This window comes from Lentzea sokolovensis, assembly GCF_033949975.1.
Taxonomy (GTDB): Bacteria; Actinomycetota; Actinomycetes; order Mycobacteriales; family Pseudonocardiaceae; genus Lentzea; species Lentzea sokolovensis.
The window spans coordinates 663,473-677,673 of the sequence record NZ_JAXAVU010000001.1 but is presented as its reverse complement, the minus strand read 5'-3'; the positions used below and the strand labels follow the sequence as shown (position 1 = coordinate 677,673).

The window sequence follows — 14,201 nt, the reverse complement described above, 5'->3', positions numbered from 1 at the left end:
GCCCAATCCGTTCCGCTAGCGTCTGACGGCGTGATGTCAAGGGCGACCCTGGGGGACGCATGATCGATCCCGAACAGCTGCTCAGCCAGTACGAGGGCAAGCTCGCCGAGGCTCAGGCCAAGAGCGACGCCATCCGCGAGAACCTCGCGGCCATGCAGGTCACCGAACGCAGCCCGGACGGGCAGATCACGGTGACCGTGAACGATGCGGGCAACCTGGTCGGCCTGCAGCTCGGGCAAGCGCTGCAGCGCAAGGACGGTGCCGCTGTTGCCCAGGACATCCTGCGCACGCTGCAGGCCGCCCAGAGCAAGGTCGCCAACACGGTCCAGGAGTCAATGGCGCCATTGATAGGCGCTGACTCCGAGGCCATGCACATGATGATGGACAAGTTGCGCAGCGCCCAGCCGCCGCCCCCTGCCGAGCAGTACGTGCCAGGCGGTGGTGGTGGCGGATGGGGTCCCACCGAGCAGCGCCTGGGTGCCATTGAGGACGACGGCGGACCGCCCCAGGCCCGCCCACAGCAGCCTCCGCAACCGCCCCGGCGCCGTCCCGTCGAGGATGATGACGACTTCAGCGACGGAGGGTTCCTCCGATGACCTACCGCATCGACCTCGGCGAGATGGAAAGCCATGCAGGACGGGTCAACGAGATCGGCGGGCGCATCAACACCGCCATCGGCGCGGGCAGTTCGGCCGAGAACTCCGAGGCGTTCGGACTGCTCGGCATCCCGCTCGCGGCCATCTGCTTCGGCGCACAGCACATGGCGATGAACGTGCTGAAGGAGGCCGCCCAAGCCGCCACCGACCACCACAGGCGAGTCCTCGCGTGGCGCGAGGACGTTATGAACAACGAAGAGATGCAGCACGACCGCTTCAAGGTTGAGGACTGATGACCACGTCGAGCGTGGGGCCCGCACCCGCCCCGAACCCGCTGATCCGCAAGGGCTCCGAGACCCCGGCCACCGAGGGCGCGGGGATGTTCCACGACGCCACCGAAGCGGTGAAGGGCTTCGCCGACGGCAACTGGGCAGAGGGCCTGCTGAACCTGGCGAGTGCCGCCGGTGACTTCGCCAAGCTCGCCACCGACCCGCTCGCGTACCTGTTCAGCGCGGGCATCGGCTGGCTGTTCGAGCACGTCAGCTTCCTCAAGGAACCGCTCGACTGGCTGACTGGTGACCAGCAGACGCTGGACGGCATGGCGCAGACGTGGCAGTCCGTCGGCAGCTACATGGACGAGATCTCCACCGACCTCAAGAGCACCGTCAGCAAGGACGCCGGACAGTGGCTGGGCGATGACTCGATCGCCTATCGCGCGTTCGGCGAGGACCGCGCTGACACCTACGGCGCCGTCGGCACCGCCGCCAGCGGCATGGGCATCCTGGTCACGATCTGCCGGACGATCCTCAAGGTCGTGCGCGACATCGTGCGCGACCTGATCTCCGAGGCGATCGGCAAGCTGATCAGCATCTGCCTGCGCTGGGCCCCAGCGATGGCGGCGTTCGGTGCGGGCGTCGCCGGCGCCATCGCCGAATGCGTGCCCACCGCGGTTCGGTACGCGAACAAGTGCATCGAGTGGTGCCGCAAGCTGACCAGCGCGTTCGGCAAGGCGGGCGGCCTGTTCAAGAAGCTCGACGACATCCTCGCCAACGCCAGCAAGAACCTCGCCAAGAGCGGCGACGACTTCGTGACCGTGTTGCGGGCGACCGAGGCCGCGGACATCGCCCGCAAGACGCGGACGTTCAACTTCGGCGAGATGGCTTCGGAGGCCGGTCAGGCCACCAAGAAGGTCGTCGTCGACGGCATCACCGGCTTGCCGAAGGACATCGGTCCCGCCATGGGCGAGGAGTTCCGCAAGGAGGTCGCGAAGGTCTGGGACAACGGTGGCTGGCTGAACTGGCGCGAGCTTCAGCAGAAGCAGAAAGAGGACGAGAAGAACTCATGAAGGCTCTGCACCGCATCTTCGCTTTTCTGCTCGTTCCGTTCCTCGGCTACCTGCTCGGCGCCACGATCTTCAACTTCTTCTGGGACAAGGCCGAACCGGGCGACCTGGCGAAGGCCGACATGGTCGCGGTGGCGAAGTCCTGCGAGCGCAAGGGGCCCGTGGCCCTGCGAGGCTTCGGCTACTACTACGACTGCAAGATCGAGCGCCGGTTCAAGGACGGTGACATCAACACGTCGACCGTGACCGGCTGGCTGGACCCGTCGGACATCGGCAAGGAGTACGCCGCTCACAACGTGCGGCGTTCGCAGCCCGCGCCGGATGAACGGCCCCAGGTCTTCGTCGGCTGGTTGTGCACGTTCGTCTACGGGATGCTGTTCATGTACGTGTGGGCGAAGATCGCTGTTCCAGCCTTCGCGGATAGATTCCGGCAGATGCCCGAGCCGCAGGAGCCTCTGGCGACGTAGAACCGGGCCGCCGTCTAGGTGGCGAACAGGATGTCGCCGATCTCTCCCGCCACCTCACGCCCCGCCGCGGGACGCAGGCGGGACAACAGCTTGCTGAACGCCGTCAGGTCTATGTGGACGGTCGCCGACCGCACCTGGCGGATGTCGTCCAGCAGGTCGACGACCAGGTCGCAGGCGTGGTCGACGTCGCCGGCCTCGGCGTGGGCCAGGGCTCTGCGCAGGCCGAAGCGGGTGCGGGCGCGCAGGGCGGTGGGGGCGATCAGCGGCATCTGGTCGTCGAGGATCGCGGCGGCCTCGGCGTGGCGGCCCAGGTCGTGGAACGACCAGGCGCGGGCGATGGCCACCTGGTCGACGAGACTCGTTGTGCCGTAACGGGATTCACTCACGGCTCGCTGGAGTTCGGCGGCGCGGTCGAGGGCGGCCTGGCAGCGGTCGGCGGCGCCGGCCAGGGCGTAGCCCTGGGCTTCCCGTTGGGCTGCAACGGCTTTGACGGCGATCGAGCGGGATTTGCCTGCCTTGCGGGCGAAGTTGACGGTGGCGTGGGCGTCGCCGCGGTACAGGGCGAACTCCGAGGCGCGGACGTAGGCGTAGGCCTCCAGGTCCGGATCGCCGCCTCGTGCGGCGTACTGGACGGCGCGCCGGGTCAGTTCGGCCGCCGAGGCGTCGTCGCCGCGCTCCTGTTCCATCCAGCCCGCGTACTCGGCGTAGCGGGCGGCCAGCAGCCAGAGGCCCCGGCCCAGACCGGGGTCGTCGGCGGAGCGGGCCATCGAACTCAGCGCGTCCACCTGGGGGCGGAGACTGGACAACACCACCTCGGGGCTCAGGCGGTGGCCCAGAGCGCGGTGGTGGTCGAACATCGAGTCGAACGTCAGGAGAGTGGTGTGGTCACTGGGAATCGGACGGGCCGGTGCGTCCGCTAGTTCGATCAGGTGACCGTCAGCCTGAAGGACGTTGTCGAAGAGCCTGGCCATTTCGGGGTTCGGGTGAACCTGGCCGTTCTCGATCTTGCTGAGGTGTCCCTTGCTGTACGGTACGAGGCCGGTCATCTGACTGAGTGAGAGCCCGCGCTCGTTGCGCAGGCGGCGAACCTCCTGGGCGAACGTGGGCGACAACGGCTTCACCCCCCTCCCCCCGGAAGTGTGTACGCCGTCAAACACCCGAATGCCGAATGTCCACTTATTGGCCGTTGATTGACGATCAACTGGGGCTATCTGGAACGGTCGGCGATGGTTCCATGTGAGTCATGGTGATGACGCGGCTCGACGAGGCGGCTGGTGTGGTGATGGTCTGGCAGCGCTTGGCGACCAACGTGGTCCACCGGTCGCAGTGGTTCGAGGTTCGCTCCGACAGGGTCGTCAGACCCGATGGCGGGCATGGCACCTACACGCACGTCGTGGCGCCGGGATCGGTCACGATCCTCGCGATCCAGGACGACGACGAGGTCGTGCTGACCCGGCAGTGGATCTACACGCACGGCGGCACCGAATGGCGGCTGCCCGGCGGCGCCGTCGACCACGCGGACGCTGATCCGCTGGCCGCGGCACGTCGTGAGCTCGCGGAGGAGACCGGGCTGCGCGCGGCGAAGTGGGAGCGGCTCGGCCAGATCCACGGCGCGGACAGCCTGAGCAACCACGTCGACCACATCTTCCTCGCCACCGACCTCACCCAGGGCGAGGCGGCGCTCGAACCCGGTGAGGCGGACCTGCGCGTGCGGACGATGCCGTTCTGCCACGCGCTCGACCTCGTCCGGCAGGGCATGCTCCCGCACGCGGGCAGTTCGCACGCGCTGCTCGTGATGGCGTTGCGCCGCACGACCCAGAAATAGCGTTCCCCAAGGGTTTCCTCATTCAGCAGGAAACAGGAAACCCGTTCTCATTCGACTGGCGAAAAGCCACTCTTGGTGCATCGGCGAGAACAACAGCCCGAAAGCCAGTCAGAATGAGAAGGTGAATTCTTCCATGAGAATGATCTGCTCACTCGCCACCGTCATGAAGGTTGCCGCCATCTGTCTTTTTCTTGGATTCATGGCAGGCAGCGTCTTCATCGCGACGGTGATCTGACTTCATTTCGGACTGCGGTTCTCCCTGGCCATCAAAGGGAGGTGTCAGCCGTGGAACCGCACTTCTGCATCGACACGATCTGAACCCGCACGGCTTCTAGCGTGGCGTCCACTGCACGCCGTAGCCGCGGCCCTGGCGGGGATGGGGGAACTGCACGTCGATCTCCCCGATCTCGTCCAGCGGCAGCGTCTGCGGCCAAGGCGTCAGATCGTCGGTGTCGCGTGCCAGAGCCTCTTCGACGCGCCACACCGACTCCGGCAGGTCGTCCTGGTCGAATCGCACCCGCAACCGGAACGACTCGCACATCCGCTCCGGCCAGAACACGTAGGTCGGACGCATCGATTGTCCCCGCGGCACGCGCACTTCGAGCGCGAACTGGTGCGTTTGTCCCGCGTTGAGGGGTCGGGGCAACCGCAGCTTCATCAGGAAGCGTCGCGGGGACGGACGTTCGTGGCCGATGAGCTCGACCCCGTGCAACACCTCCACGTCCAGGTCGCCTGGAGCACCTTCGGGCGTGGGTGAGGGGATCGTGATCGACCACGCGATCTCGTTGACACCGTCGGTGTCGGCCACAACGGTCCGGCGTTCCGTGCACGCGGGCGTCGGACCGTCCAGCTTCAGCAGCGCGTCGAACTCCTTGACGTGCCACAGTTCCGACGGCGCCACGTGCGTCGTCGAAGGAGCCGGCTGCAGCGCCACCTCCACCAGGCGCTGCAGTCCGGCGTCCATCCGTCTGCGCACCGTGCGCGCCCCGCGGTCCTGTTGCTTCGCGAGCCACTCGATGCGTTCGTTGAGGAACCGGAACTGCGCTTCGTCGTGCAGTCCGAGGGGTGCCAGAACGGCGTTGCGGACCTCGACCGGGAAACCGCGCGTCGCGTTCAGGACCCAGTCGCGCAGTTTCGTCCGCACGGCTTCGGCGCCATCCCTCTCGACGATGCCGCACACCTGGCGCAGCGCCGGTCCGACGTGCAAGTCGATACCGGGAGTCTGCACACCGCGCCCACGGCACAAGGTGCGCAGTTCTTCCATCAGCTGCTCAGGTGAGACTGGCATCCGTCCTCCGCGCGGAAATGCTTTGCCGGGCATGTCGGGCTTACCCGATCGGACGTTACTCCGGATGCACCATCCGGGTGAACGAATGCGGGCGGCCGAACGGATTCTTCTACATCGTCCCGCTAGATGATCACCGCCGAACGACTGATGTCCTGACCTGGTCTTTGCCGGTAACGTGCTGGTCACGGGCGGTGACTCCCTCCGGTCGCCGCCACCCCTGCCGATGGAGGTTGTCTTCGTGCTGCGCACAATATTGTCCGTCGCCGCCGTGTTCTCGCTGGTCAGCGGCGTTCCTGCCGTCGCTGCCCCGGCAGAGAGCGCTTACCTGCTGCAGTTCCGCACCACCCTGAACGACGGCCAGCGCCACCAGCTCCAGGGCCTCGGCGTCCGGCTCGGCGCGTTCGTCCAGGACGGCACCTACCTCGCCCGCATGACGAGCACCGCGCGCGTCTCGCGGCTGAGCTACGTGCGCGAGGTCCGCCCGTTCCAAGCTCAGCCGCAGATCATGGCGCTGGGCGGCGCTTCCGACTACCTGATCACGCTCGTCGAGCAGGACGAGCGCGACCAGAAGGCCGTCGCCGCCAAGGTGAAGTCCTTGGGCGGCAAGGTGAACGTCATCTCCGCGAGCCGTGAGCACATCATGGCCACCTTGGACGCCGGTCAAGCCGCGCAGCTCGCGAAGCTGCCGGCCGTGATCGCGATCGACCCGGTGTCCGCGCCGGAGACCGACATGGCGATCTCGCGAGAGTCGTCCGGTGCCAACCACATCGAGAGCGTCGGCGGCTACAAGGGTCAGGGCGTGCGCGGCGAGGTGATGGACGGCGGATTCCGCCTGACGCACCAGGAGTTCCGCACCCGGCCGCCGTTGCAGCACACCGCCAACACCACCAACACCTCGCACGGCACCTCGACGTACGGGCAGATCTTCGCGTCCGGCGTCTCGTCCGCGCACCGCGGCCTGCTGCCTGAGGGCCAGGGCATCACGGCCGTCTACAACACCGGCGACCGCTACGCCCACACCAAGCAGCTCGTCGACCCGGCCGGCCAGTACAAGGCCGTGTTCCAGTCGAACAGCTGGGGTGACTCGCTCACCACGGCGTACAACTCGATCTCGCAGCAGATGGACCGGATCGTGTTCGACCACGACCTGCTGATCTGCCAGTCGCAGAGCAACGCGGGCACCAGAAGCTCGCGTCCCCAGGCGTGGGCGAAGAACGTGCTGTCGGTCGGCGGCCAGTACCACTACAACACCCTCGACCGCGCGGACGACAAGTGGAACGGCGGAGCGTCGATCGGCCCCGCCGCCGACGGCCGCATCAAGCCGGAGATCTCGAACTACTACGACCGCATCGACACCACGACGTCCACCAGCGACACCGCCTACACGACGTCGTTCGGCGGCACGTCCGGCGCGACGCCTATCACCTGCGGCAACGCCGGTCTGCTGTTCCAGATGTGGGCCGACGGCGTGTTCGACGGCGCGCCCGGCAAGGGGCGTGACGTGTTCGCGTCCCGCCCGCACGCGGCGACCGCCAAGGCGCTGCTGATCAACACCGCCAACCAGTTCACGTTCTCCGGCACCACCCACGACCAGACGCGCACGCACCAGGGCTGGGGCACGGCTTCGGTCCGCAACCTCTACGACCGCGCGAAGGCGGGCGGCTGGAAGCTGCCGGTGCTGGTGAACGAGACGGACCTGCTGGCCACCGGCCAGTCGCGCAAGTACACCGTCGCGTCCAACGGCCAGACGCCGCTGCGCGCGACGCTGGCCTACACCGACCCGGCCGGTTCGCCGACCGCGGCCAAGGCGACCGTCAACGACCTGACGCTGAAGGTCACCGCCCCGAACGGCACCGTCTACTGGGGCAACAACGGCCTGCTGGCCGGCAACTGGTCCACGTCCGGCGGCGTCGCGAACACCGTCGACACCGTGGAGAACGTCCTCGTCCAGACGCCCGCCGCGGGCAACTGGACGGTCGAGGTGATCGCGACCTCGGTCAACGTCGACGGTCACGTCGAGACGGCCGCGACCGACGCCGACTACGCGCTGGTCGTCTCCTGACCTACTCGAACCGGGTCGGGTCGCCCGCGCCGTAGCGGATGATCTCGGCCTCGCCGCTCGAGAAGTCCACCACCGTGGTGGGCGTGGTGCCGCACTCCCCGGAGTCGATCACCGCGTCCACCACGTGGTCGAGGCGTTCCTTGATCTCCCAGCCCTGCACGAGCGGCTCGGCCTCGTCGGGCAGCAGCAGGGTGCTGGTGAGCAGCGGCTCGCCCATCGCCTCCAGCAGCGCCTGCGTCACGACGTGGTCCGGGATGCGCGCGCCGACCGTCTTCTTCTTCGCGTGCATCATGCGGCGCGGCACCTCCTTCGTCGCGGGCAGGATGAACGTGTAGTTGCCCGGCGTGGAGGACTTGATCGCCCGGAACACCGCGTTGTCCACGACGACGAACTGACCGAGCTGGGCGAAGTTCTCGCACATCAGCGTGAAGTGGTGCTTGTCGTCGAGCTTGCGGATCTCCCGGATGCGGTCGATGCCGTCCTTGTTGCCCAGCCGGCAGCCCAGCGCGTAGCAGGAGTCGGTCGGGTAGGCGATCAGGCCGTCCTCCCGCAGGATCTTCACGGCCTGGTCGATGGCGCGCTTCTGCGGGTTGACCGGGTGGACGTCGAGGTACTTGGCCATGGCCGGTGAGCTTAGGCCGATCACCGAGGGGCCAGCATTTCGGCTCGCGCACGTTGATAACCTGGGGGTACTTCTTTCCCTGGTTTGGAGACCCCTAGCGATGCTCGACCGTGCCGTCGTCGACGCCCTGTTCCCCTCGGACCTGCCTGAACCGGCCTTCTGGGAGGAGCAGTACCCGCCTCGCGGGCTGGCAGAAGGCGCGAAGGTCACCCGTCTGGGCCCGTCGCCGACCGGGTTCCTGCACATCGGCGGCCTGTACGTCGGCATGATCGACCGCGACCTCGCGTCCCACTCCGGTGGCTCGTACATCGTGCGCGTCGAGGACACCGACCAGGCGCGTGAGGTTCCCGGCGCCGTCGAGCAGTTCAACAAGGCGTTCAAGTACTTCGGCATCGAGCCCGACGAGGCCGACGCGGTGGGCTCGTACGGCCCGTACCACCAGTCGCAGCGCGAGCAGGTCTACCTGACGTACGTGCGTGAGCTGGTGCGTTCCGGTCACGCGTACCTGTGCTTCGCGACGAAGGAAGAGCTCGCGGACATCACCGCCCGTCAGCAGGCCACCAAGCTGCCGACCGGCTACTACGGCCGGTGGGCGATCTGGCGCGACAAGACCGCCGAGGACGTTCAGGCCGCTTTGGACGAGGGCCGTCCGTACGTCGTGCGCTTCCGTTCGCCGGGCAAGGCGGGGGAGCGGACGTCGTTCGTCGACGCGATCCGCGGCCCGCTCGAGCACGACGCGAACCGCAACGACGTGGTGATCCTCAAGGCGTCCGACCAGTCGCCGCGCCTGCCCACGTACCACTTCGCGCACGCCGTCGACGACCACCTGATGCGCGTGAACCTGGTGATCCGCGGCGAGGAGTGGATCTCCTCGGTCCCCACCCACCTGCAGCTGTTCGACGCACTGGGCTTCGAGCGCGTCGAGTACGCCCACATCGCGCCGCTGATGAAGCAGCAGGGCGGCTCCCGGCGCAAGCTCTCGAAGCGCAAGGACCCCGAGGCGTCGGTCGAGTTCTTCATCGAGGCGGGCTTCCCGGCCCCGGCCGTCCAGTACTACATGCGCGGCCTGGTCAACGCCCGCCTGGCCGAGTTGCCGCTGGCCGAGGCCCTGGAGGCCCCGATCTCGCTCGCCGAGTGCGGCGTCGCGGGTCCGCTGGTCGACCTGGTGAAGCTCGACGACATCTGCGCCGACCACGTGGCGACGCTCTCCGGCGAGGAGATCATCTCGCTCGTCTCGGAGTGGGCGGCGACCTACGACCCCGAACTGGTCACCGTGCTGGCCTCGGAGCGTGACGCGGCGCTGGCGGCTTTGCGCGTCGAGCGCGGCCCGGAGGTCGCGAACCCGCGCAAGGACCTCCGCAAGTGGGCGGACTTCCGCACCGCCTACGGCTTCTTCTTCCCGTCGCTGTTCCCGCTCGTGTCCGACCGGACCGACGAGCGCCTCGGCGGTCTGGCGCCCGAGCTGATCTCCGCGTTCGCCGCGGACTTCGCCGACGGCTACGCGGACCTGGAGGACGGCCAGGAGTGGTTCGGCCAGATCCGCGAGCTCGCCGCGAAGCACGGGTTCGCGCCGAACCCCAAGGAGCTCAAGAAGAACCCGGACGCGTACCCCGGCTCGATCCGTGAGGCCGCGCAGCTCATCCGCGTGGCGCTGACGGGGTCGAAGGCGAGCCCGGACCTGCACGCGGTGGCCCGCACGCTGGGCACGGACGAGGTGCTGCGCCGGGTGCGCGCGCTCGCCGGCTGACGGTTCGTTCTGACGGCCCCTGGTTCCTGCGGGAACCGGGGGCCGTTCGCTGTCCGTGGTCCAACTGGACCACCACAAAAGTCCACACGAACGCACAAGCCCGGTATGGAAAATTAGTCCTGAAAGTTTCCGGAACAAAGTCGTGAGAGCGTTCCCATTGACGTGGACGTAACACGCCGTTGAGGATCGCGGCATGCATTGGAGAAGCACTCTCGCCGCGGTGCTGGGGCTGACACTGGTCGCCGGCACGACATCGGCGGCCGTCGCGCAGGAAGCGCAGCACTGGCCGCCGAAGCAGCCGGTCATCGGGCAGCCGAAGACGGAGCACGGTTGTGCTCGCATCGAGAAGTCCCTGCCGACGCTCAAGGACTGGCCGAAGGTCGAGAGCCAGCTCACGGGCGACCGCAAGGACGAGGCTCGGATCAAGGCGATCCTCAAGGACATGACGCTGGCCGAGAAGGTCGGCCAGATGACGCAGCCCGAGATCGGCGCGATCACGGCCGCGGACGTCACGACCTACGGGTTCGGGTCCGTCCTCAACGGTGGTGGCAGCTGGCCCGGCGCCAAGAAGAACGCGACGCCGCAGGAGTGGCTCGCGCTGGCCGACGCCTACTTCGAGGCGTCGAAGCAGACGCGCACCAAGATCCCCGTCATCTGGGGCATCGACGCGGTGCACGGCAACAACAACGTCTACGGCGCGACGGTCTTCCCGCACAACATCGGTCTCGGCGCGGCGCAGGACCCCTGCCTCATCCGCGACATCAACGAGGCCACGGCCGAGCAGATTCGCGCGACGGGCCAGGACTGGGCCTTCTCGCCGACGCTCGCCGTCGTGCAGGACGACCGGTGGGGCCGCACGTACGAGGGCTTCTCCGAGGACCCGCGGATCACGCGCGCCTACGGCTACGAGGCCATCAAGGGCCTGCAGGACAACGCGAAGAAGCGCATCGGCGAGGACGGCGTGATCGCCACCGCCAAGCACTTCATCGGTGACGGCGGCACGACCGGCGGCAAGGACCAGGGCATCAACGCCTCGTCCGAGAAGGACATGATCAACGTCCACGGTCAGGGCTACTACGGCGCGCTGGCCGCGGGTGCCCAGACGGTGATGATCTCGTTCAACAGCTGGACGAACGACGTCATCGCCGAGGGCAAGGTGCACGGCTCCAAGTACGTGCAGACCGGCATCCTCAAGGGGAAGATGGGCTTCGACGGCCTGCTCGTCGGCGACTGGAACGGCCACGGCCAGGTTCCGGGCTGCACGAACGCCAGCTGTGCGGCGGCGATCAACGCCGGCCTGGACATCCTCATGGTGCCGAACGACTGGAAGGCGCTCATCACCAACACGATCGCCCAGGTCGAGTCCGGTGAGATCCCGATGGCCCGCATCGACGACGCGGTGACCCGCATCCTGCGCGTCAAGCTGCGCGCCGGTGTCTTCGAGGCCAAGAAGCCCTCGCTGCGTGAGCACGCGGGTGACGCGAAGGCGTTGCAGCACAAGGAACTCGCCCGCGAGGCCGTGCGCGAGTCCGCCGTGCTGCTGAAGAACGACAAGCGCGTGCTGCCGTTGTCCAAGCGCAGCAAGGTTCTCGTCGTCGGCAAGAGCGCCGACAACATCGGCAACCAGACCGGTGGCTGGACGCTGTCGTGGCAGGGCACCGGCAACACCAACGCCGACTTCCCGAACGCCACCAGCATCCTCAAGGGCATCCAGGACACCCTGGGCGCCGCGAACGTCACGTTCGCCGAGACCGCGGAGGGCGTCGACCCGGCGCAGTTCGACGCCGTCATCGCCGTGATCGGTGAGACGCCGTACGCGGAGGGCGTGGGCGACCTCGGCAAGCGGTCGTTCGAGTCCGCTCGCCTGCAGCCGCAGGACCTCGCCGTGCTGGACAAGGTGTCCGGCAAGGGCAAGCCGGTCATCACCGTCTACGTCGGTGGCCGCGCGCTGTACATGAACAAGGAGATCAACCGCTCCGACGCGTTCGTGGCCGCCTGGCTGCCGGGCTCCGAGGGCGGCGGCATCGCCGACCTGCTGATCAAGGGCCGCCACAACGGGTTCAGTGGCAAGCTGTCCTACTCGTGGCCGGGCGAGGCCTGCCCCGCGCTGCCGGGTGAGCCCGCCAAGAAGCCGCTGTTCAAGCTCGGCTACGGCCTGCGCGACTGGGAGACCGGCCGCGTCGGCACGCTCGACGAGACCAGCCCCGGCGTCCTGTGCTCCGGCGGTGGCGGCGGTACGGCCACCGAGGACCTGGAGATCTTCAACCGCACGGACATCGCGCCGTACCAGTCGATGATCGGGTCGGCGGAGAACTGGGGCGGCACCGTGGTCGGCCCCGACGGCCAGGCCTCGCACGCCGAGATCAACGTCGTGCAGTCCGACGTCAACGTCCAGCAGGACGCGCTCAAGACGACGTGGACCGGTACCGGCCCCGGCCAGGTGTACCTGCAGAGCCCGGCGGTCAGCGACCTCCGCGGCTACGGCAACGCCAACGCGGCCATCCAGTTCGACGTGATCGTGCACCAGGCCCCGGCCAACCGCACCGTCATCAGCTCGCACTGCCAGTACCCGTGCATGGCGGAGATCGATGCCACGCAGGCGTTCCGCAACCTCCCCGTCGGGCAGAAGTCGACCGTCAAGATCCCGGTCTCCTGCTTCTCCAACAAGGGACTGGACCTGGAGAGCGTCAACACGCCGTTCCTCGTCTACACCGACGGCGCGTTCCAGGCCTCGTTCGCGAACATCCGGTGGGTGCCCAAGGCGGGCGCCGATCCGGACGCTCTGCCCTGCACCTAACCCATAACAAGTGACGGCGGCGCGCTTCAGGCTGTGTTCTGCAGCAGGAAGCGCGCCGCGGTCTGTGCCTGCCGGGCCGGTTCGGACGACACCGTGATCGCCGTGTTCGTCATCGCGCCCTCGAACAGCAGGAAGATCGAGTCCGCCACCCACTCCGGCCGCCCGCTCGCCGCGACCAGCGCCGCGATCGCGCCCCGCACGCCGGACTTCTGGTGGCGCACCACGGCCGTCACGCGTTCCGAGGACGGACCCAGCTCCGCGTAGGAGTTGATGAACGCGCACCCGCGGAAGTCGGTCGTGCCCGACGAGTCCGCCATCCAGTCGAAGACCGCCAGGATCTGCTCCTCCGGCGTCGACGCGCGCAGCACGTACTTCATGGTCTCAGCCGTGATGGCCTCCTCCCGCCGGCGCAGCACCTCCTCGACCAGCGCCTCCTTGCCGTCGAAGAGGCTGTAGAGCTTCTTCAACGAGACGCCCGCCTCCGCACGGAGCTCGTCCATGCCGACCGCGTGCGCGCTCTTCGCGTAAAACAGCCGGTCAGCGGCCTCCAGGACCCGCTCCCGCGCCTCTGTGTCCGTCGTCACCTCAGTACCCCTTGCCGTGGAGAACGCTCGTTCTCTACTGTAGCACTCATGCCGGAGAACGAGCGTTCTCCACAACTGAGGGAGACGGAAATGTCGAAGATCGTGCTGGTTCACGGACTGTGGCTCACCTCCGCCAGCTGGAAGAACGTCGCCGAGCGGTTCGAGGCGGCCGGCCACGAGGTGCTCACCCCGACCTGGCCCGGCTACGGCGAGGTCGCCGAGATGAGGGCCCATCCCGAGGTCGCGAACGGCCTGGGCGTCGTCGAGATCACCGACCACGTCGAGAAGTTCATCCGCGAGCACCACGCCGAGGACGCGATCATCATGGGCCACTCGTTCGGCGGCCTGATCACGCAGAAGCTCCTCGACCGGGGCTTCGGCAAGGCCGGCGTCGCGATCCACTCGGCGCCCGCCAAGGGCACGCTCGGCCTGCCGGTCTCGTCCATCAAGGCCGCGTTGCCGGTGCTGAAGAACCCGGCCAACGCCAAGCGCAACGTCGAGCTGTCGGCCGCGGAATGGCACTACGCGTTCACGAACACCCTGCCGGCCGACGAAGCCGAGGCGCTGCGGCAGCAGTTCGCCATCACCGCGCCCGGACGCCCGCTGTGGCAGGCCGCGACCGCGAACTTCACCACGCACAACGCGACCAAGGTCGACCTGAAGAACCCGGACCGCGCGCCGCTGCTGTTCATCGCGAGCGAGGGCGACAACGTCGTGCCCGCGTCGATGAACCGCGAGAACGCCCGGCGCTACAAGGGCCCCGCGATCACCGAGATCAAGGAGTTCCCGAACCGCCCGCACTTCGTCCTGGGCACGCCGGGCTGGGAAGAGGTCGCCGACTACGCCCTGAACTGGGCCGAGAAGTTCTGAT

At 67.8% G+C, this 14,201-nt stretch carries 13 protein-coding genes; 9 read left to right on the top strand and 4 right to left on the bottom strand.

The window, feature by feature from the left end:
- The first annotated feature begins 59 nt into the window (after positions 1–59).
- Genes SK854_RS03220 through SK854_RS03205 form a run of 4 tightly spaced genes read left to right on the top strand, consistent with a single transcriptional unit; the run spans position 60 to position 2,405 of the window.
- Positions 60–596: a YbaB/EbfC family nucleoid-associated protein gene (locus SK854_RS03220; RefSeq protein WP_319973419.1), complete on the top strand. Its 537-nt coding sequence runs from the start codon at positions 60–62 to the stop codon at positions 594–596.
- On the top strand, positions 593–889 hold the full coding sequence (locus SK854_RS03215; protein WP_319973418.1) for a hypothetical protein: 297 nt from the start codon (positions 593–595) through the stop codon (positions 887–889). Before SK854_RS03220 ends, SK854_RS03215 begins: the two co-directional genes overlap by 4 nt.
- Complete coding sequence (locus SK854_RS03210; protein WP_319973417.1) at positions 889–1,941, top strand: hypothetical protein; 1,053 nt, start codon at positions 889–891, stop codon at positions 1,939–1,941. Before SK854_RS03215 ends, SK854_RS03210 begins: the two co-directional genes overlap by 1 nt.
- On the top strand, positions 1,938–2,405 hold the full coding sequence (locus SK854_RS03205) for a DUF6346 domain-containing protein (protein WP_319973416.1): 468 nt from the start codon (positions 1,938–1,940) through the stop codon (positions 2,403–2,405). Before SK854_RS03210 ends, SK854_RS03205 begins: the two co-directional genes overlap by 4 nt.
- A 14-nt stretch (positions 2,406–2,419) precedes the next feature.
- Here SK854_RS03205 and SK854_RS03200 read toward each other — a convergent pair whose 3' ends face one another.
- Positions 2,420–3,526 (bottom strand): helix-turn-helix domain-containing protein, encoded by a 1,107-nt coding sequence (locus tag SK854_RS03200; RefSeq protein ID WP_319973415.1) that lies wholly within the window; start codon positions 3,524–3,526, stop codon positions 2,420–2,422.
- Between the two features lie 122 nt (positions 3,527–3,648).
- Here SK854_RS03200 and SK854_RS03195 point away from each other — a divergent pair, with 122 nt between their 5' ends.
- Positions 3,649–4,230: an NUDIX hydrolase gene (locus tag SK854_RS03195; RefSeq protein ID WP_319973414.1), complete on the top strand. Its 582-nt coding sequence runs from the start codon at positions 3,649–3,651 to the stop codon at positions 4,228–4,230.
- Between the two features lie 331 nt (positions 4,231–4,561).
- Here the strand turns inward: SK854_RS03195 and SK854_RS03190 are convergent, their stop codons facing one another.
- Positions 4,562–5,518, bottom strand: coding sequence for a hypothetical protein (locus SK854_RS03190; protein WP_319973413.1), 957 nt, complete (start codon positions 5,516–5,518; stop codon positions 4,562–4,564).
- A 238-nt stretch (positions 5,519–5,756) separates the two neighbouring features.
- On the opposite strand from SK854_RS03190, the gene SK854_RS03185 reads away from it, so the two are divergent.
- Positions 5,757–7,580, top strand: coding sequence for a S8 family serine peptidase (locus SK854_RS03185; protein WP_319973412.1), 1,824 nt, complete (start codon positions 5,757–5,759; stop codon positions 7,578–7,580).
- Between the two features lies 1 nt (position 7,581).
- Here the strand turns inward: SK854_RS03185 and SK854_RS03180 are convergent, their stop codons facing one another.
- The gene (locus SK854_RS03180; protein ID WP_319973411.1) at positions 7,582–8,202 is read right to left on the bottom strand and encodes an L-threonylcarbamoyladenylate synthase; all 621 of its coding nucleotides are present in this window, start codon (positions 8,200–8,202) and stop codon (positions 7,582–7,584) included.
- Between the two features lie 100 nt (positions 8,203–8,302).
- Here SK854_RS03180 and SK854_RS03175 point away from each other — a divergent pair, with 100 nt between their 5' ends.
- Both SK854_RS03175 and SK854_RS03170 read left to right on the top strand, forming a co-directional pair.
- Positions 8,303–9,949: a glutamate--tRNA ligase gene (locus tag SK854_RS03175; RefSeq protein WP_319973410.1), complete on the top strand. Its 1,647-nt coding sequence runs from the start codon at positions 8,303–8,305 to the stop codon at positions 9,947–9,949.
- A 223-nt stretch (positions 9,950–10,172) separates the two neighbouring features.
- Positions 10,173–12,746: a glycoside hydrolase family 3 protein gene (locus SK854_RS03170; protein ID WP_455032257.1), complete on the top strand. Its 2,574-nt coding sequence runs from the start codon at positions 10,173–10,175 to the stop codon at positions 12,744–12,746.
- A gap of 26 nt (positions 12,747–12,772) precedes the next feature.
- Here the strand turns inward: SK854_RS03170 and SK854_RS03165 are convergent, their stop codons facing one another.
- Positions 12,773–13,330 carry a TetR/AcrR family transcriptional regulator gene (locus SK854_RS03165; RefSeq protein WP_319973408.1) on the bottom strand — a complete coding sequence of 186 codons (558 nt, stop codon included), beginning with the start codon at positions 13,328–13,330 and terminating at the stop codon, positions 12,773–12,775.
- Positions 13,331–13,420: 90 nt separating this feature from the next.
- Between SK854_RS03165 and SK854_RS03160 the strand changes: the two genes are divergently transcribed.
- The gene (locus SK854_RS03160; protein WP_319973407.1) at positions 13,421–14,200 is read left to right on the top strand and encodes an alpha/beta hydrolase; all 780 of its coding nucleotides are present in this window, start codon (positions 13,421–13,423) and stop codon (positions 14,198–14,200) included.
- The last annotated feature ends 1 nt before the right edge of the window (position 14,201 follow it).

Bases quoted from the DNA above. Each gene is read 5' to 3' on its own strand.
- SK854_RS03210 (WP_319973417.1), top strand. From the start codon at position 889: ATGACCACGTCGAGCGTGGGGCCCGCACCCGCCCCGAACCCGCTGATC.
- SK854_RS03195 (WP_319973414.1), top strand. From the start codon at position 3,649: ATGGTGATGACGCGGCTCGACGAGGCGGCTGGTGTGGTGATGGTCTGG.
- SK854_RS03190 (WP_319973413.1), bottom strand. From the start codon at position 5,518: ATGCCAGTCTCACCTGAGCAGCTGATGGAAGAACTGCGCACCTTGTGC.
- SK854_RS03215 (WP_319973418.1), top strand. From the start codon at position 593: ATGACCTACCGCATCGACCTCGGCGAGATGGAAAGCCATGCAGGACGG.
- SK854_RS03175 (WP_319973410.1), top strand. From the start codon at position 8,303: ATGCTCGACCGTGCCGTCGTCGACGCCCTGTTCCCCTCGGACCTGCCT.
- SK854_RS03205 (WP_319973416.1), top strand. From the start codon at position 1,938: ATGAAGGCTCTGCACCGCATCTTCGCTTTTCTGCTCGTTCCGTTCCTC.
- SK854_RS03180 (WP_319973411.1), bottom strand. From the start codon at position 8,202: ATGGCCAAGTACCTCGACGTCCACCCGGTCAACCCGCAGAAGCGCGCC.
- SK854_RS03220 (WP_319973419.1), top strand. From the start codon at position 60: ATGATCGATCCCGAACAGCTGCTCAGCCAGTACGAGGGCAAGCTCGCC.
- SK854_RS03160 (WP_319973407.1), top strand. From the start codon at position 13,421: ATGTCGAAGATCGTGCTGGTTCACGGACTGTGGCTCACCTCCGCCAGC.